The following is a 16,623-nucleotide window of genomic DNA, read 5'->3' as shown; positions in this document are numbered from 1 at the left end:
CGAGATGCAAACTCCTTGCAGCCATGCGGCTACGGACTGTTGTACCGCGTTCTGGTGCGGTGGTCTTGGAGTTGCCGCGGTCCACCCCTGCCGCGCACTTCCACTCTCCCAGTGAGCACTCCCAGGAAGGGACTTCTCCGTGGATCGGTACTTGCGCCAACGCGAACGTCTGCTGACGTCGTACAGGCCCCTGCCGGACTTCGAAGCCGTGGGATCGAACGGACCCTGGCTGCACCGCGCCGACGGCCGCCGGATGCTCGACGGATCGAGCGGCCTCCTCTGCGTGAACGTCGGGCAGGGCAGTCCCGCGGTCCTCTCCCGCATCGAGAAGCAGTTCTCCCGCTATTCCTTCGGTGGCGCCGCCGTCGTCCAACCCCACATCCAGATGGAGCTGATGGACCGGCTGTGCCGCGCGGTCGGCCGCCCGGAGGACTCCGTCGCGCTGACCACGTGCGGGACACTCGGCGTGGAGGTCGCGGTGGGTCTGGCGCGGAACCTCGTGCGGGTCCGCGACGGGAAGCTGCGCGGGGACATCCTGACGTCCAACCTGTCGTACCACGGCAACAGCATGTTCACCCTCGGGGTCGCAGGAAACCAGATCCGCAACCCCCGTCCGGAAGACCGGTACGGTCTAGGCCCCGCCTTCGCGGCGCCCTACCCGCCGACGCACGGCCACGCCCACGATGGACGCGGCTGCGATGCCTCGTGTGCCGACGAGGTGGCGCGGGCGATCGACAACAGGGGCGCGGAGAACGTCGCCGCAGTCCTGATCGAGCCCATCAACGGGACCACAGGCGGCGCCTTCGTACCCCCGGATGGCTACCTGCGGCGGGTGTCGGAGGTCTGCCGGGCGCGGAACGTCCTGATCATCCACGACGAGGTCCTCACCGGGCTGTGGCGCACCGGCACGCCTCTGGCGAGTCATCACTGGGACGGCTGCGACCCCGACCTGGTCATCCTGTCCAAGGGATTGGGTGCCGGCTACGTCGGTGCGGGCGCAGTGCTGGTGTCGCCGGAGATCGCGCCGCTGCTGCGACACAAGGACGTGGACCCGCTGCCCGCGATGGGGACCATGGCCACCCACCCGCTCATGGCGGCGGTCTGCCTTGGGGTGCTGGACGAGCTGGAGTCCCTGGACTTCGGCTCGTTCACGGCTCTCGGAGAGCATCTGGGAACGTCTTTGCGGTCCCTGACAGGCTGGGCGCCGGTGCGGGATGTCCGTGGCGTCGGCCACCTGTACGGGGTTGAGGTCACTCCCGGCCTGCTCTGGCCCTTGATGGAGGAGTGCGAGCGGCGAGGCGTCTTCTTCTACCCGTTCACCGGAGCCGGTGACCCGCGCAGCGAAGGCCTGGTCGTCGCGCCCCCGCTGAACTCCAGCGGCGCGGACATCGACTTCCTGACCGCCGCGCTCACCGACGCGGTGGCAGCCCTCAACTAGCCCATCCGCCGCCCCTTCTTCAAGGGGGCGGACTGTTTTCGACTCAGAGATCGAGGACACGACATGCAGTTTCCCGTCACGGTCATCGACCAGCTCGATGAGGCCCAGCTCCGGAAGTGGCACGACTTCTACGGGGTGACCGCGGACCGGCCCCGCTTCGAGGAAGAGGGCATCTGGCGGCGTACCCAGCAGGAGGAGACCGCCTCCAACTCCGGCTGGTCGGGCGAAGGCGACGCGCGCCGCCGCATCGTCCACTACTGGCACCGATACGGGCTGGTGGACACCACCGCGGCGCCGTCGCTCGCCATGACGCAGATGTACCTCTACCACTCGGTGGCGGCGCCGCAGGCTGAGATCGCCGAGGCGTGGGAGCAGAACCACGCCATGCTGGCCGAAGGCGGCTGGAAGCAGGTCGGGGCGGGCCGGTTCGAGCTGGGTGACCTGCGCGTCCACCTGATCCGCGTCGAGGAGCACCCGGAGGACCTGCGGGCCGGCCGCAAGCTCCCGGAGAGCTACGAGGTCATCGATACCGTCTTCACGTCCGTCAACTGCTTCCCCCCGAGGGCGATCCGCCGTCGGCCGTGGGAGGTCCTGACCCACGGCGTCCGGGTCAAGGACACCCCTGGACAGCCGGTCTACGCCGACAACCTGGCCCAGCTCGCCGACTTCCTGCCGTTCCAGGTCGAGGTCGGCTGCGGCGTCTCCTACGAGGCCGGGATCCCCCCGCTGCACCGGCTCCACGAGATGTATCACGTCAACGAGATCGAGGACGAGCTGCTCGGCAAGGGTTTCACGTTCGTTCTCGCGCCGGGCCGGGACCCGCTGCTCGCGCAGATGTTCCTCGACACTGAGGGCAAGGTCGACGAGCTGTCGGAAATGTACCGGGCGTGCTTCAACGCCGAGGTCACTCCGGCCCTGCACGCGCTCAAACGCATGGAGGAGGCCGGCGCGATGGTCGGCCCGTTCATCACGAACAACTTCGACGCGCTCGGCGCCCGCGCCGGGTTCGAGGAGGAGTTCATGCGCCGCTACGACCAGCGGATCCCGCCGGTCACCTTCCACCCCGACGCGAAGGCCCTGGTCGTGGTCGGGCTGCACGCCGACCGGCGGTGGGTGGCCAAGCGGGCCCGCCAGGCCGGACTCAAGGTGTTCATCGTCGACCCGGAGGGATTCCCCCGTCCGGACGGCACCTGGTTCGAGTACCCGCTGGAGGCGCCGCAGACCGGTGACGTCGTCGTACGTCAGGCGGCGGCCGACGCGATCAGCGAGCTGGAGCGGCTGCTGAACCTCGGCGCGATCAGCGAGTGAACTGTGGGACCGGGGAACGGCGCTAGCCTCTGGGCTCGTTCCCCGGTCCCACACGAGGGTCCCTCCCAGGATGAGAGTCAAGGAATGCGCATTTCAGTGATCGGCTGCGGGCACCTCGGCATCCCGCACGCGGCGGCGATGGCCGAACTGGGTCACGAAGTCATTGGTGTGGACGTCGACCAGGCCAAGGTCGACAACCTGAACTCCGGCCAGTGCCCCATCTACGAGATCGGCCTTCCCGAGCTGCTCGCCCGCCACACCGAGAGCGGGCGCCTGCGGTTCACCGCCGACATCCGCGAGGCCGCCGCCTTCGCCGACATGCACTTCATCGGCGTCGGCACCCCCATCGACGCCGACGGCCGCTCCTACGACACCGGACAGGTCTACGGCGCCATCCGTCAGCTGGCCCCCCACCTCGACCGGGCCTGCACGATCGTCGGGAAATCCACTGTCACCGTAGGCACCACCGTTCAGGTCACCGCCCTCGCCCAGCGCCTGGCTCCCGCCGGCGAACGTGTCGACGTCGTGTGGAACCCGGAGTTCCTCCGGGAGGGGCACGCGGTGGAGGACACGCTGCGGCCCGACCGCCTCATCGCCGGCCTCACCACCGCCGAGGCCGAGAAAGCGATCCGCGCCGTCTACGCCCCCATCCTGGACGCCGGCGTCCCCCTGTTCGTCACCGACCCGCAGACCGCCGAACTCGCCAAAGGCGCGGCGAACACCTTCCTCGGCCTGAAGATCTCCTACATCAACGCCGTCGCCGACATGTGCGACGCAGCGGGCGGGGACATCTCCCAGATCGTAGAGATTCTCGGCATCGACCCCCGGATCGGCAGCGGCGGCATGAGGCCCGGCATCGGCTACGGCGGCGGCTGCCTCCCCAAGGACGTCCGCGCCTTCACCGCCTCCGCCCGCCAGCTCGGCGCCGAACAGGCCGCCACCCTCCTGCGCGCCGCCGAGAAGATCAACGAGAGCCGCACGGACGTCGCCATGGACCTCATCCGAAACGCCCTGGGCGACCGCCCCGTCAAGAACGCCAAGATCACCGTGTGGGGCGCCGCGTTCAAGCCCGGCACCAACGACGTCAGGGAGAGCCCGGCGCTCGCGCTCGCCCATGCCCTCCAGCAGGCCGGCGGCAACGTCACCGTTCACGACCCGCAGGCCGTGACGACCGCTATGACCCGCAACCCGGAGCTGGAATACACCGACGATCTGGCCGTCTCCGTCGACGGAGCCGACCTCGTTGTCCTGGCCACCGAATGGCCGGAGTACCAGCAGGCGGACCCCCAGGACCTGGCGGTTCGCCTGGCCAACGCCCTGATCGTCGATTGCCGCACCACCCTCGACCCGGAGTCCTGGCGCGCGGCTGGCTGGACCGTTCACCAGCTCGGACGTCCCGGGGAGTAGTACCGGGCCCGCGCGCAAGCCTCGCACCACGTCATTAGCCCTTGGATCGCCGGAGGTACCGTGCTGTGACCAGTGACGACGTTGTTCTCCGTCGTGCCAGCGACACCGACGCACGCGCCGCGGCCGATGTGTGGCTGCGTTCTTTTGCCGCCGCGCTGCCGACCGTGCGCTGCGCCCACGACGAAGCAGAGGTCCGCGACTGGTTCTCACGCGTACTCGTGCCGCAGTACGAGACTTGGGTGGCGGTTACCGGGAGCAACGTGGTGGGGCTCCTGGTGCTCAATGGCGGGGAGATGAAACAGCTCTACCTCGACCCCGCGTGGCGTGGGCGTGGCCTCGGAGACCGGTTCATCTCCCTGGCCAAGCGGCAGCAGCCAGACGGATTGATGCTGTGGACGTTCCAGGTCAACGAAGCGGCGCGGCGGTTCTACGAACGGCACGGCTTCATCGCGGTCGAGCGGACGAACGGTCTGCGCAACGATGAGCGCGAGCCGGACGTCCGCTACGTCTGGCAGCCTCAGACGTAGCACCTTGTCAGGAGATCGATCAGGCCTGGGGTGAGCGCCCGGCCGCCCCTCTGGCCCAAGCGATCTGCCGCGGTGGCCGGGGCGAGGTCGACGCAGCCGGGCGACCCAGCGGGGTCTGCGCACCACAACTGCGCGGTGCTCGGCAGTTCTTGCACCGCATGGGCGTAACAGCCGAACTTGTCGGCCCGTGAGCGAGGCGGCCAGGTCCCATGAGGGCCTGGCCGCTCTGCTGCTCATGCGGGCGCGGTAGGTCAGGCCCGGCAGCGGTCCTGCTCGGCGCGCTCCACCTCGGCGTCGTAGGCGGCGGCTTCGAAGCGGTACTCCGGCGGGGGCGGACCGACCGCCCCGCGCCAGTCGCCCCACACCACCTGGCCGCCGTCGCGCCGTACGGTCACGTAGAGCGCGCCGCAGCAGCCCTCGGTGCAGTACGCCACGGCGAGCCGCACCTCGCGGGGTTCGGCGCGGGCCCGGAGCAGGCCGGGGTCCAGCAGGAACTCCGGGGGCAGGCCCGGGCCCTTCCCGAACACCGCGGGGACCAGCGGGAGGCCGTCGCGCAGGATCCGCGTCTCGGCGCGGCTCTGGTCGCCGGGGTCGGGGACGACCACCTCGATCCGCAGGCGCTCCCCGTCCGGCCGGCGCCGGAACGGCCGCCGCCCGACGCGCCGGACCCACTGGGCCCGGCGGCGTTCGGCGGGGGTGGCCGGGGCGCGGCGCGGCGGGGTGGGCGGGCGGTGGGCCAGGGCGTTCAGCAGGGCCTCGCGGCGTCCCGGCTCCCAGCCGAGCAGTGCGGCGGGACCGCTGTGCAGGTCGAGGGCGACCGACAGGAGCAGGGCGTCGTGGTCCAGGGTCGGCGGCAGCAGGGCGGAACGGGAGATCACGGCCTCGTACACGGCCTTGGCGGGGCCGTAGTCGAGGATCGCCGCTCGGGAGCCGCGCTGGTCGGCCATCGCGTGCAGCAGCCGGGCCGCCCGGGCGAGCAGTGCGGGGTCCTCCGGGTGGGCTCGGAGCAGTGCGTCGAGCCCGGCGGCCTCCGCGATCCGGCGGGGGAGCCCGATCAGCAGGGGGTCGGGCTCCACCGTGAGCAGGGCTGCCCGCACGGCCTCCTCCTCACCCGCCTCCACGGCGTCGATCAGCGGCAGCAGCTCCGCGCCCCTGATCCGCGTGCGCAGCAGTACGAGGGCGGCGGCCCGCCGGTCCAGCGGGTCGAGGGCGGCCGCGGCGGTGTCACCGAAGCCCCTGAGCAGGCCGAGGGCCTTGAGCCAGGGCACGTCCTCGGGCTCCGCGAGGCGGATCAGCAGGGCCAGGCCGAAGCCGACGGCCGCCGGGTCGGTACCGGTGCGCACCAGCCGGCGCGCGGTGCGCCGGGCGGTCGTCGCGTCCGCCAGCGGCAGCCGGGCGGCGTGGGCCCGCACGGTGCGGTGGGGCAGGCCGAGTGCGGAGACGGCGCGTTCGACGGCGCCGGCGGCCCGGACCGGGTCCGGGTCGGCAAGCACGGGGGCGAGGGCGGCGCCCACCTCCTCGCGCGCCTGCTGCCCGGTCAGGGGCGGGCGGCTGGGCTCCGGCGGTCCGGCGGGCAGGGGGTGGCCGCGCCGGGGCGGCTCCGGTCCGTCGGGCAGCGGGTAGCCGCGCCGGGGGACCCGGCCGTCCGGCTCGATCCCGTGGCGGAAGAGGGCGTAGTCGTAGAGGGAGGTCTGCCGGGCAGCGGTCCGGGAGGTGGGCGCCGTGCGCTCCTCGGGGGCGCTCAACGGGCGGGGGTGTGCTCGATTCCGTGGGTCATGAGCCGGAGCCTGCCAGCCCGGCTCCGGGCACGTCCAGCGAAAATACGGCCTCGCCGCGGACCCGGCCGTTGACCTGGAGCTGCACCAGGTGCTCCCCGGGGTGGTAGCGGCGGGTGGTGATCGGCTTGAAGGAGTGCCGTTTGGTGCCGGTGAGGGTTTCGCCGGGGGCCAGGCTGCGGGTGGTGAGCTTGAAGACCTTGGGGGTGCGGGTGCCGTTGGCCTTGACGTGGTGGACGACGTAGTCGACGACCAGCTCGGCCGGCAGCTCGCCGGTGTGCGTGACCTCGTACGAGAAGACCAGGTGCTCGCCGACGGTGACGTGGGGGGTGGCCACCAGCGGGCCGCTCACGGTGACCGGGACGTCGGGGGAGTGCCCCAGCAGGTGCAGCGCCTCGGGCCGGCCTGCCTTGATCAGGGTGCGCAGACCGTGCCGGACGACGCGATCCGTCGTGGCGGCGGGGGCGGCCCGCCACCGCGCGGCGGTCTCCACCGCGAGCCCGGGGTGGTCGCGGCTGATGTCGTTGAGGTGGTTGGCGACGGAGCGGCGTACGTACTCGGACTCGTCGCGGTAGAGGGCGTCGAGCACGGGCACGGCGGGCCGGGGGTCGGCGACGAAGGCCGGCAGCTGCGGCGCCCACGGCAGCCGGGGCCGGGTGCCCTCGCTGGCCAGGCGCCGGACGTGCGGGTCGGGGTCGGCGGTCCAGCCCTGGATCACGGCCAGGGCCCGGCCGGGATCCGCGCGCAGGAAGGGGCGTACGGCGGATTCGGCGGTCAGCCGGGGGGTGAGGTCGCGCAGCAGCGCCAGGCCGGGCTCGAACGCCTCCAGCCCGCGGACGGCGACGGCCTCGTTGACGGGGAAGGTCATCCAGCCCGCGAACTCCGGGTCTTCGAGGGCGGTGCGCAGGACGGTTTCGAAGGCGGGCCAGTCCTGCGGCAGGTCGGCGAGGACGGCGTCGCGTACGGCGGCGACGCGCCCGCTGTAGCCGAGTCCGTCGAGGGCCGCGGCGCGGTCGAGCAGGGCGGGGGAGCGGCGCTTGCGGGCCGCTCGGGCGAGCAGACGGGCCAGGTTACTGACGGTATCCGCGCTGATGAGCTCGTCGGCTGTGGGCATGGGACCAGTCTGGCGGACCGCGCCCCGGGTTTCGGGGGCTCGAAAATTACCTCGGGAAAGTTTTGAATGGGGCAAAACGGACACGCCTGCGGTTTCCGCATTCCGGAAGATCCGGGCTCGCGCCTGTCGAACCATGAATGGATGCCTGAGTGAACCTTGTATTGCGAGCTCGTTAACCATCTCGACCTCAAGATTCAAAGGAAATTAGTCCTGTGGAGTAGCGGACTTAGATCTTCCGGATGAGGAAACCGCAGCATCTAACGTCCCTTCCCATGACACAGCTGGACGTCCGGCCTCAGGTCGGAGACACGGTAAGCGGCGTCGCCGAGGGCGATGTCCGCGGCAAGGGCCTCGGCAAGGGGTCCGTCGGACTGGTGGGAAGCGCCGTCATCGGCATCTCCACCGTCGCCCCCGTCTACTGCCTGACCTCGACCCTCGGCTCCACCGCCGGGGAAGTCGGCGTCCAGATGCCGGCGGTCTTCCTGGCCGGCTTCCTCCCGATGCTCCTGGTCGCCTTCGCGTACCGCGAGCTCAACAAGGCCATGCCCGACTGCGGCACCTCGTTCACCTGGACCGTGAAGGCCTTCGGCCCGCGGATCGGCTGGATGTGCGGCTGGGGCCTGGTGATCGCCACGATCATCGTGCTCTCCAACCTGGCCGGCGTCGCCACCTCCTACTTCTGGCTGCTGGCCGGCGAGATCACGAACAACCCGTCGATCTCCGCCCTGGACGACAACAAACTCGTCCACATCGCCACCTGCCTCACCCTGATCGCCGCCGCCACCGCCATCAGCTACCGCGGCATGACCGCCACCAAGGGCGTCCAGTACGCACTGGTCGGCCTCCAGCTCGCAGTCCTCGCGATCTTCGTCGCCATGGCCTTCCAGAAGGCCTCGGCCGGCTCCTTCGACACCGGCCTGGACTTCTCCTGGCAGTGGATGAACCCCTTCGCGGTCGAGTCCATGGCGGCCTTCACCGCCGGACTCTCGCTCTCGATCTTCATGTACTGGGGCTGGGACGCCTGTCTGGCCACCAACGAGGAGACCACCGGCTCCGCCAAGACCCCCGGCCGCGCCTCCCTCATCGCGATGGTCGTCCTGGTCGGCTCCTACCTGGCCACCGGCATAGCCGCCCAGATGGCCGTCGGCTCCGGCACCGCGGGCCTCGGCCTCGGCAACCCCGAGACCTCCGACAACGTCTTCGCCGCCCTCGCCGGCCCGGTCATGGGCCCGATGCTCGGCATCCTGCTCTTCGTCGCCGTCCTGGCCTCCGCCACCGCGTCCCTGCAGACCACCTTCATCCCGGTCGCCCGCACGGTCCTGGCCATGTCCACGTACGAGGCGCTGCCGCCCTCCTACGCCAAGGTCCACCCCCGGTTCAAGACCCCCGGCCGCGCCACCGTCATGGCGGGCGTCGCGACCGGCGTGTTCTACACCGTGATGACCCTGGTCAGCGAGAACGTCCTGACCGACACGATCTTCGCCCTCGGCCTGATGATCTGCTTCTACTACTCGCTGACGGCCTTCGCCTGCGCCTGGTACTTCCGCAACGAACTGCGCGACTCCGCCCGCGACCTGCTCTTCAAGGGCGTCTTCCCGGTCCTGGGCGGCCTGCTGCTCGCCACCGTCTTCTTCAAGACCCTGATCGACATGTGGAACCCGTCCTACGGATCCGGCTCCACCGTCCTCGGCGTCGGCAGCGTCTTCGTCATCGGCGTCGGCCTGCTCGCCCTCGGCCTGGTCATCATGGTCGTCACCGAACGCCGCAGCCCCGCCTTCTTCCGCGGCCAGGTCCTCACGAAGTCCACCCCCGCCCTGGTGGTCGAGGACTGACCCCCGGCGGGCCCCGCGGGCCCGCCCCGCCAACCGCTGTGTCAGCCCCGCGGCCCCGGATCGATCCCCCCGATCCGGGGCCGCGGGCACGCCCGGGCCCCGGCCGGGCCCCGCCCGGGCCCCGCCCGGCCGCGGTCGCCGCCCGCCCGGCGCCGGTGACCAGGGCCGACCGGCGTCGTTGATCCGGCCATGAAGAAGACCATGAAGCGCAGCCTCGCCGCCCTGGTTCTTTCCGGCGGCGCAGCCCTCGCACTCACCCCGGCCGCCGCGCAGGCCGCCGAGCCCGCCCCCCAGGCCCCGCCGCTCGCCAAGCGCGTCGTGGACATCGCGGACCACCCCGCGCAGACCGTCACCGACGCCAAGACCGCGGTCGCCGTGACCGCCTCCGCCGCCGGCAGCGCCACCAAGGCCACCGACGCCTCCCTCACCGGCGCGGGCAGCGCCCTGTCGTCCGGACTGCCGAAGCCGCCCCAGGTCCGCTGAGACCGCCGGGCCCGGGGCCGTACCGCGCGACGGCGGCAGGGCTCAGGGGCCCGCGGGCGTGACCAGGACCAGCGGGACCTCCCGGTCCGCCGCCTCCCGGTACGCCGCGTACGAGGGCATCGCGGCCACCACCACCGGCCACAGCCGCTCCGCCCCGGCAGGGTCGCCGGGCGGGCGGCCGCCGGCGATCCCCGTCCCGCTCATGCGCCCGCCACCCCCACGTGCGCACGGCGCAGCGGAACCGGCGCCTCGATCTGGTCCAGCAGGGCCCGCGCGAAGTCCGCGTGCGTGATCCGGCTCGCGGCGTCCGCGGACGCGAAGGCGTAGCCGCCCGTGGAAGGCGCCCCGGCCTCCGCGAAGTCACCCGCAGGGCTCAGCACCACCCAGTCCAGCGCCCCGGGCGCGGCCGCCCGGAGCTCCTCGGTGCCGGCGCCGTGGCCCACGTAGAACTCCCGCCACTCCTGCGGATACCCCGGGGTGTCCATCAGGGGCGTCCCCGCCGCCGTGGGCAGTACCGAGGCCAGCCCGACCGACACCAGCCGCCCCACCCCCGCCCGCGGGAGGCCGGCCGCCAGGGCGCGGGCGACGGCGGGGAAGAACTCGCCCGGGACGGCCCCCATGTCGTACGCCGCGACGACGGCCCCGTCGTGGCCGGCGGCGAGCCGGGCCACGTCCGCCGCCGAGGTGAGGTCCCCGTCGGAGCGGCCCGCCACCGTGACCTCGTACCCGCGCTCCCGGGCCTCGGCGACGGCGGCCCGGCCGACCCGGCCGCCGCCCCCGAAGACGATGATCCGGCCCGTGTTCCGGACCGCTTGCGTGTTGTTGGTGTCGCTGTGGTTCGTCATGTGACGGACCTTAGGGAGGGGGCTGGTCACCGATCGGATACCGGGCCTAGCGTGTGCCGCATGAGCGAGCCCCTGGATCCGGAGATGTTCGACCCCGTCTGCCCGAGCCCGCTGGTCCCCTTCCGGATCGGCGACAAGTGGGCCTCCCTGATCCTGCGCTGCCTCGAAGGCGGCCCGCGCCGCTTCTCCGAACTCAAGGTGCCGCTGCGCGGCATCACCTCGAAGTCCCTGACCCAGTCCCTGCGCGGCCTCGAACGCGACGGCTTCGTCACCCGCGCCGAACACGAGAGCCCCGAGCGCCGGGTCGAGTACGCCCTGACCCCGCTCGGCCGCGGCCTGCTGGGCCCGCTGGACGCGGCGTGCGACTGGACGCGGGAGCACTGGGACGAACTGCTCGACGCCCAGGAGGCGGCCATGGCGGCCCCGGCGACCCCGGCAGCCCCGGCGACCCCGGCAGCCCTGGCGGTCGCTCAGCCCCAGGTGCGGGAGCAGAGCACCAGGCGGTAGCCGTCCGGGTCGGCGACCGTGACGCCGTAGTCGTCCCAGTAGGGGTTGTGGGAGGAGACACGGGTCCCACCGTGCTCGACCAGGTGCCGGACGAAGGCGGGGTCGGGCTCCCGGCCGAGGTAGACGACGAACAGGTCGTCGACGGTGGGAGTGGGTTCGACCGGGTTCTCCGGGTCGTGGGTCAGCTCGAAGTGCCACCCGCCCGCGGCCGGCCCGACCATCACCAGGTCGTGCTCCCCGGACACGTGCCCGGTGGTCCGCCACAGGACGTCCAGCCCGAGCCCTTCCACGTAGAACCGCTCGACGGCCTTCAGGTCGCGGGACGGGCGGGCGACTCGGATGTGGGTGCGTGAATCGATCATGCGGGGGAGGGTACGCCGCGGGCCGCCACGGGGGCGCGCCGCGGAACGGGATCCGTCAGATCCGCCCGGGAGGATCAGCGCGAGCCGACCGCGACGCCGGTGACCTTCGCCGTGAAGCCGTCGAGGTTGCCGAGCGCGCGCTCGATCCGCTCGTCCAGGCTCAGCGTCTCCACGTAGCCCCCGGTCGCCCGCTTCGACTTCCGCCTGCCCCGCAGGTACAGCGAGCAGGCCAGGTCGGCGCACAGGTAGATGCCGACGGTGTTGCCCTCCCGGCCGCGCGCCCCGGCGAGCGGAGCGGACAGCAGCGCGACGTCGGACGAGGCGTGTCCCGTCAGGCAGACCATGCAGATGCTGGACTTCAGGGCGCTCGTGCTGTTCGAGGCGGGCACGCGCAGGGTGATGCCGACCGGCTTGCCGTCCGGGCCCGTGCGCACGATGTGGGCGCGCAGCGGCGCGCCCGGGTCGACCCAGCCGAGGAAGTCCAGGTCGGGCCAGGGGAGCTCGGCGAAGTCCAGCGGGAGCCGGAGCCGCGAGGCCTCGCCCTTCGTGCAGTTCACGAAGGAGCCACGGATCTGTTTCTCGGTGAGCGGGTCCATACCGGGGACGATACGTGCAGATACGTGCTGACTGCACACGCTTTTCGGCGGGTGCTAAAAGCAGGTGCGGGTGGGCGGGGGCCCGGCCTAGCTTGAGGCGGTGAGCAGCCACTATCCATTCACCGACGGGTACAACCTCGTCTGGGACCTGACCGGCTTCGGCCCGGACGAGGAGATGGTCGAGTCCGTCTCGCTCTCGCGGGACCAGTTCCTGGAGGTCCGGCACCTGTTCGTGCTGGGAGACGATCCGTGGATGGTGGCGGGTGAGTACCGCGTGGCCCCGAGCATCTGGCCCCACCTGCGCCGGGCCGTTCCGGGCCTCGGCTTCCAGCGCGATGTCGACTACTTCCTCGGCGCCCGTCAGGCCCTGCCTGACGGGCGTTTTTGGCGTCCGGCGGTGGGCGTGGCCGCACCGGGGCCGATACCGCCGCCGTAGCGTCCAGTGCCGCTCAGACGGTGACGCCGCCGAGGAACGCCGTCCAGGTGGCGGGGGCGACGGCGAGCTCGGGCCCGTCGGTGAGCTTGGAGTCCCGGACGTGGACGGTATCGGCGCAAGCGGCGACCTCGACGCAGCTGTCGCCCTCGCTGCCGCTGTAGGTGGACTTGTGCCAGGAGAGGGCTACTTCGACGCAGTCGTCGCCCTCGCTGCCGCTGTAGCTGCTCTTGAACCATCGCAACGGGGAGCTGTTCACAGGGATCCTCGCCTTCGCATCAACAGGCCCGCGCTGTCCGCAGGATTGAGGGCCTGAATGCGAAGTTTGGCATACCGCTGGTGGAGGACACTGATGTCTTTCCGGTCTGTGATGACGTGCCCCGTCTTCTGCCCTTCCGCGTAGCCGTACCACTCGTGCTCATCGGTTTCCAAGACCTGGAAGGGTCCATCGGTGCCCGCGTGGACCGGCTGGACCAGCGGCATGATCTGGACGTCGACGTTCGGCAGCTCCCCGCACTCCAGCAGGCGGTCGATCAGCTCCCGGGTGACCTCCGGTCCACCCGTCTGCCGTTCGATCAAGGCCTGTTCGATGATGAAACTGAACGAGATGTACGGCGTCCGGTGCAGGAGCTCCTGGCGTGCCGCTCGCGACGCGAGTCGCGCGTCCACCTGTGCCCGGGTCGCCAGCGGCGGCACGTTGTCGATCAGCGCCCGCGCGTACGACTCGGGCTGTAACAGCCCCGGGACGGACCGGCACTCGTACGTGTTCAGGGCGATGGCGCTGTCCTCCAGCTCCGCCCACCGCCGGAACCACGACGCCAGTCCCCGCCTGCGCGTCAGCTGCTTCGCCGCCAGGCGGATCACGCCGAAGGCGTCCAGCACCTCCTCCGCCTGCTCCACGAACCTCGCGGACGGGTGGCGGCGGCCTTGTTCCACCGACCCGATGTACTGGACCGAGTAGCGGATCAGGGGATGCAGCTGTTCCTGGGTCAGGCCGGCGCGTTTGCGGAACGCCTTGATCGTCTCGCCGAAGTTCCGCAGGTCGCTGTCCGGTTCGCCGCCACCGTTGTCGTCGACACTCGCCATGGAGGTCACCTCCCTGGCATTCAGGCTCACCGACCGTGACCACGCCTGTCCAGAGAGTGGACTCGTACAGTTGAAAAGTAGCGGTCCGCTTGCTGGGGAACCCCCTTGTCCCCACGGCACGTTGATCCCCATGACCGCACCCACCGGGCCCGCCCGGCCCCTCGTACGCGTGTTCACTCAGCGTTTCAGCTGTACCCGGCGCGGCGCCCGCCTCGCCCGTCAGCTCGCCCTCGTGGAACTGCACCACTGGGGCATCCCCGACCGTTGCGGCCCGTCCGCGGACGCCGGGCTGCTCGTCGCCGAGCTCACCGCGAACGCCGTCACCCACGGCCGGGTCCCGGGGCGGGACTTCGAGCTGCGGATGGTCCTGCTGGACGGCGTGCTCCGGATCGAGGTGTCCGATGCGCGGGCCGACCGCAGGCCCGCCGTACAGCCGCACGCGTACCAGGCGGAGAGCGGCTACGGGATGCGGATCGTCGATGCCGTGGCCGATGCCTGGGGGGTCATGCCGAGGGTCGTCGGCAAGACGGTCTGGGCGGAACTCAGGATGCCGGCCCCGTCCCCCTAGGGCTTCGGCGGGATGGTCGGCAGCTGCTGGGTGGGGAAGCGGTCCGACTCGTACTTCGTGAAGGTTTCCGCACCGGCGGCGCCGTCCCAGACGACCTTGAGGGTCTTGGCGTCGACGGACTCCACCCGGGCCTTGGTGCGCGTCGCGCCCGCCGGGCACTTCAGGTCGATGGTGGTCACGCCGTCGGTGGCGCCCTCGCAGACGACGCCGGTCGCGGACTCGGCGATGAAGGCCGACCTGCCCGCGAAGCTGAGGACGACGCCCATGCCGCCGGTGGCCGTCGCCGAGAGCCAGCCGCCCTCCAGGCTGCCGGCCTTCGAGTCCTTGCCGCTGTCGCGGGCCGCACCCGCGTTCGCGGTGGCGGACGCCGGCGCCGGCGCCGGTGTGCCCGGCTTGGCGTCCGCCTTGTGGTCCGCCTTGTCGTCGCCGCCGCTGCCGCAGCCGGTGAGTACGAGCGCGGCCGCGAGACCGGCGGCGGCGACGGAGAGGCGCAGGCGGGTGTGCACGAGTGGTCCCCCGGTGGGCGGCGAGTCGATCAGTGGAGCGCGTCAAAGTACCAGGGGCCGGCCCACGGCGGAGGGATGCGGTGGTCAGGGGTGCGGTGGTCAGAGGTGCTGTGCTCAGAGGTGCTGTGCTCAGAGGTATTGGGCGAACCCGTCCAGGGTCCGCAGCACCTCCGCCTCCTGCGCCGACGGCAGTTGCAGCACCACCTCCTCGATCCCGAGCCCGGCGTAGTGCGCGAGCTTCCCCGGGTTCGGCCGGACCGCGTACGGGACCACCCGGAGGGACTTCGGGTCGCGCCCCGCGTCCTCCCAGGTCTGCCGCAGCACCGGCAGCGATTCGCTCAGCCCGCCGCCGCCGATGGGCAGCCAGCCGTCGGCGTGGTCGGCGATGGCCGCGAACAGCTTCGGGCCGGCCGCGCCGCCGATCAGGGTGCGCGGGCCGTACAGGGCCTGGCCCGGGCGGAGTTCACGGGCCGGCCGGGCCGGCTTGGGGTGGGCGTGGCTGGCCTGGACGGAGCCGTAGGGGCCCTCGTACGCGGTGGGCTCCGGGGACCACAGGGCCCGCATCAACGCCATCCGGTCCCGGACCAGTTCGCGCCGGGTGCGCCACTCGACGCCGTGGTCGGCGGCCTCCTCGACGTTCCACCCGTAGCCGATCCCGAGGGTGAAGCGGCCGCCGGAGAGGTGGTCCAGCGTCGCGATCTGCTTCGCGAGGTCGATGGGGTCGTGCTGGGCGACCAGGGTGATGCCGGTGCCGAGGTGGAGCCGTTCCGTCACGGCGGAGGCCTGGCCGAGGGCCACGAAGGGGTCGAGGGTGCGCCCGTACTCCTGCGGGAGCTCGCCGCCCATGGGCGCGGGCGTGGCCCGGCCGGCCGGGATGTGGGTGTGCTCGGGCAGGTAGAGGCCGGAGAAGCCGCGCTCCTCCAGGCTGCGTGCGAGGCGGGTGGGGGAGACGGTGCGGTCGGTGAGGAAGATGGTGGTGGCGATCCGCATGGGTGAGGCACCTCCGAGATGTGGGGCGGCCAAGGTACGGCCTTCCGTACGAAGGCGGCAGAGGTTCGACGACAGGTGGGGCGGGCGGCATGGACGGCATGGGCGGCATGGAGACGATCACGGTTCCGGAGCGGCTGCACGGCTATCCGGGCGTGGCGTTCGGCGGGTACGTGGCGGGGCTGCTGGCCGGCCGGATGGCGGTGGACGCCGCCGGGGCCGTACGCGTGGACTTCCGCAGGCCCGTACCGACGGGCGCGGAGGTCCGTCCGGTGCGGGACCCCGAGGGGGGTGTCGCGCTGCTCGGCGCCGACGGCGCGGTGCTGGCCGCCGCCTCGCGGGCCGCCGGGGCGGCCCCGTCCGCGGACGTGCCCCGGGCCCCTTCGTGGGAGGAGGCGCGGCAGGCCGCCGACGCCTTCCGGGCGGCGCCGCCGGACGGGCAGGCCGACTGCTTCGGCTGCGGCCTGGACCGCACCCCCGACACCGGGCTCCGCCTGCACTGCGGGCAGGTGCCGGGGCGGGAGATGGTCGCCGCGGCCTGGACGCCGGGGCCGGAACTCGTCGGGGCGGACGGGCTGTTGCCGCCCGAGCTGGTGTGGGGGGCGCTGGACTGCCCCGGCAACGCGGCGGGCCGGCTGCTCGGGGGCCGCCCGGCGGGCGCGGTCACGGCCGCCCTGACGGCGCGGCTGCTGCGCCCGGTGGCGGTGGCCGGGGGCCGCGGCCTGGTCTCGTACGCCTGGCTGCTCGGCGGGGAGGGCCGCAAGTACACGGTGGGCACGGCCCTCGCCACGGCGGACGGCGAACTGTGCGCGCTGGCCGAGGCCTTGTGGATCCAGCCACGCTCCTGAG

General features: G+C 72.1%; 20 protein-coding genes. 10 read left to right on the top strand and 10 right to left on the bottom strand.

What is annotated here, in order from left to right; genetic code table 11:
• The first annotated feature begins 151 nt into the window (after nt 1–151).
• The 4 genes from ACZ4TG_RS35060 to ACZ4TG_RS35045 all read left to right on the top strand — a co-directional run bounded on the left by ACZ4TG_RS35060 (nt 152) and on the right by ACZ4TG_RS35045 (nt 4,680).
• Complete coding sequence (locus ACZ4TG_RS35060; RefSeq protein WP_468171349.1) at nt 152–1,438, top strand: aminotransferase class III-fold pyridoxal phosphate-dependent enzyme; 1,287 nt, start codon at nt 152–154, stop codon at nt 1,436–1,438.
• Nucleotides 1,439–1,501: 63 nt separating this feature from the next.
• Nucleotides 1,502–2,746, top strand: a complete 1,245-nt coding sequence (locus ACZ4TG_RS35055; protein WP_468171346.1) for an SIR2 family protein — start codon at nt 1,502–1,504, stop codon at nt 2,744–2,746.
• A gap of 84 nt (nt 2,747–2,830) precedes the next feature.
• Nucleotides 2,831–4,153: a UDP-glucose dehydrogenase family protein gene (locus ACZ4TG_RS35050; protein WP_468171343.1), complete on the top strand. Its 1,323-nt coding sequence runs from the start codon at nt 2,831–2,833 to the stop codon at nt 4,151–4,153.
• A gap of 65 nt (nt 4,154–4,218) precedes the next feature.
• Nucleotides 4,219–4,680, top strand: a complete 462-nt coding sequence (locus ACZ4TG_RS35045; protein WP_468171340.1) for a GNAT family N-acetyltransferase — start codon at nt 4,219–4,221, stop codon at nt 4,678–4,680.
• Nucleotides 4,681–4,931: 251 nt separating this feature from the next.
• Here ACZ4TG_RS35045 and ACZ4TG_RS35040 read toward each other — a convergent pair whose 3' ends face one another.
• Both ACZ4TG_RS35040 and ACZ4TG_RS35035 read right to left on the bottom strand, forming a co-directional pair.
• Nucleotides 4,932–6,425 carry a hypothetical protein gene (locus ACZ4TG_RS35040; protein ID WP_468171337.1) on the bottom strand — a complete coding sequence of 498 codons (1,494 nt, stop codon included), beginning with the start codon at nt 6,423–6,425 and terminating at the stop codon, nt 4,932–4,934.
• Nucleotides 6,426–6,453: 28 nt separating this feature from the next.
• Complete coding sequence (locus ACZ4TG_RS35035; protein ID WP_468171334.1) at nt 6,454–7,569, bottom strand: DNA alkylation repair protein; 1,116 nt, start codon at nt 7,567–7,569, stop codon at nt 6,454–6,456.
• Nucleotides 7,570–7,841: 272 nt separating this feature from the next.
• Between ACZ4TG_RS35035 and ACZ4TG_RS35030 the strand changes: the two genes are divergently transcribed.
• Both ACZ4TG_RS35030 and ACZ4TG_RS35025 read left to right on the top strand, forming a co-directional pair.
• A complete protein-coding gene (locus ACZ4TG_RS35030) occupies nt 7,842–9,401 on the top strand; it encodes an APC family permease (protein WP_468171331.1) in 1,560 nt (519 codons plus the stop codon).
• 189 nt (nt 9,402–9,590) lie between these two features.
• Nucleotides 9,591–9,884, top strand: a complete 294-nt coding sequence (locus ACZ4TG_RS35025) for a hypothetical protein (RefSeq protein WP_468171328.1) — start codon at nt 9,591–9,593, stop codon at nt 9,882–9,884.
• 42 nt (nt 9,885–9,926) lie between these two features.
• Here ACZ4TG_RS35025 and ACZ4TG_RS35020 read toward each other — a convergent pair whose 3' ends face one another.
• Both ACZ4TG_RS35020 and ACZ4TG_RS35015 read right to left on the bottom strand, forming a co-directional pair.
• On the bottom strand, nt 9,927–10,088 hold the full coding sequence (locus tag ACZ4TG_RS35020) for a hypothetical protein (protein WP_468171325.1): 162 nt from the start codon (nt 10,086–10,088) through the stop codon (nt 9,927–9,929).
• Nucleotides 10,085–10,729, bottom strand: coding sequence for an NAD(P)-dependent oxidoreductase (locus ACZ4TG_RS35015; RefSeq protein ID WP_468171322.1), 645 nt, complete (start codon nt 10,727–10,729; stop codon nt 10,085–10,087). Before ACZ4TG_RS35015 ends, ACZ4TG_RS35020 begins: the two co-directional genes overlap by 4 nt.
• Before the next feature lie 60 nt (nt 10,730–10,789).
• Between ACZ4TG_RS35015 and ACZ4TG_RS35010 the strand changes: the two genes are divergently transcribed.
• The gene (locus tag ACZ4TG_RS35010) at nt 10,790–11,236 is read left to right on the top strand and encodes a winged helix-turn-helix transcriptional regulator (RefSeq protein ID WP_468171319.1); all 447 of its coding nucleotides are present in this window, start codon (nt 10,790–10,792) and stop codon (nt 11,234–11,236) included.
• On the opposite strand, the gene ACZ4TG_RS35005 is transcribed toward ACZ4TG_RS35010, so the two are convergent.
• Both ACZ4TG_RS35005 and ACZ4TG_RS35000 read right to left on the bottom strand, forming a co-directional pair.
• Entirely contained in the window at nt 11,200–11,598 is a 399-nt protein-coding gene (locus ACZ4TG_RS35005) for a VOC family protein (protein WP_468171316.1), read from the bottom strand. The genes ACZ4TG_RS35010 and ACZ4TG_RS35005 overlap by 37 nt on opposite strands.
• A gap of 74 nt (nt 11,599–11,672) precedes the next feature.
• Entirely contained in the window at nt 11,673–12,194 is a 522-nt protein-coding gene (locus ACZ4TG_RS35000) for an FBP domain-containing protein (protein WP_468171313.1), read from the bottom strand.
• A gap of 100 nt (nt 12,195–12,294) precedes the next feature.
• Here ACZ4TG_RS35000 and ACZ4TG_RS34995 point away from each other — a divergent pair, with 100 nt between their 5' ends.
• On the top strand, nt 12,295–12,630 hold the full coding sequence (locus ACZ4TG_RS34995; protein WP_468171310.1) for a hypothetical protein: 336 nt from the start codon (nt 12,295–12,297) through the stop codon (nt 12,628–12,630).
• Nucleotides 12,631–12,643: 13 nt separating this feature from the next.
• Here ACZ4TG_RS34995 and ACZ4TG_RS34990 read toward each other — a convergent pair whose 3' ends face one another.
• The gene (locus ACZ4TG_RS34990; protein WP_468171307.1) at nt 12,644–12,886 is read right to left on the bottom strand and encodes a DUF397 domain-containing protein; all 243 of its coding nucleotides are present in this window, start codon (nt 12,884–12,886) and stop codon (nt 12,644–12,646) included.
• Nucleotides 12,883–13,713, bottom strand: coding sequence for a helix-turn-helix domain-containing protein (locus tag ACZ4TG_RS34985; protein ID WP_468171304.1), 831 nt, complete (start codon nt 13,711–13,713; stop codon nt 12,883–12,885). The genes ACZ4TG_RS34990 and ACZ4TG_RS34985 overlap by 4 nt, the downstream gene beginning before the upstream one ends.
• 130 nt (nt 13,714–13,843) lie before the next feature.
• Here ACZ4TG_RS34985 and ACZ4TG_RS34980 point away from each other — a divergent pair, with 130 nt between their 5' ends.
• Nucleotides 13,844–14,281: an ATP-binding protein gene (locus ACZ4TG_RS34980; protein ID WP_468171301.1), complete on the top strand. Its 438-nt coding sequence runs from the start codon at nt 13,844–13,846 to the stop codon at nt 14,279–14,281.
• On the opposite strand, the gene ACZ4TG_RS34975 is transcribed toward ACZ4TG_RS34980, so the two are convergent.
• Together ACZ4TG_RS34975 and ACZ4TG_RS34970 are read right to left on the bottom strand one after the other, a co-directional pair.
• Nucleotides 14,278–14,787, bottom strand: coding sequence for a hypothetical protein (locus ACZ4TG_RS34975; protein WP_468171298.1), 510 nt, complete (start codon nt 14,785–14,787; stop codon nt 14,278–14,280). The two genes, ACZ4TG_RS34980 and ACZ4TG_RS34975, sit on opposite strands and share 4 nt — an antisense overlap.
• Before the next feature lie 129 nt (nt 14,788–14,916).
• Complete coding sequence (locus ACZ4TG_RS34970) at nt 14,917–15,777, bottom strand: TIGR03619 family F420-dependent LLM class oxidoreductase (RefSeq protein ID WP_468171295.1); 861 nt, start codon at nt 15,775–15,777, stop codon at nt 14,917–14,919.
• Between the two features lie 89 nt (nt 15,778–15,866).
• Here ACZ4TG_RS34970 and ACZ4TG_RS34965 point away from each other — a divergent pair, with 89 nt between their 5' ends.
• Nucleotides 15,867–16,622, top strand: a complete 756-nt coding sequence (locus tag ACZ4TG_RS34965) for a hypothetical protein (protein ID WP_468171292.1) — start codon at nt 15,867–15,869, stop codon at nt 16,620–16,622.
• Nucleotide 16,623 lies beyond the last annotated feature (1 nt).

The sequence above is a fragment of the Streptomyces sp. NPDC028314 genome, from assembly GCF_055565795.1.
This window is presented reverse-complemented; position numbering and strand designations above follow the sequence as displayed.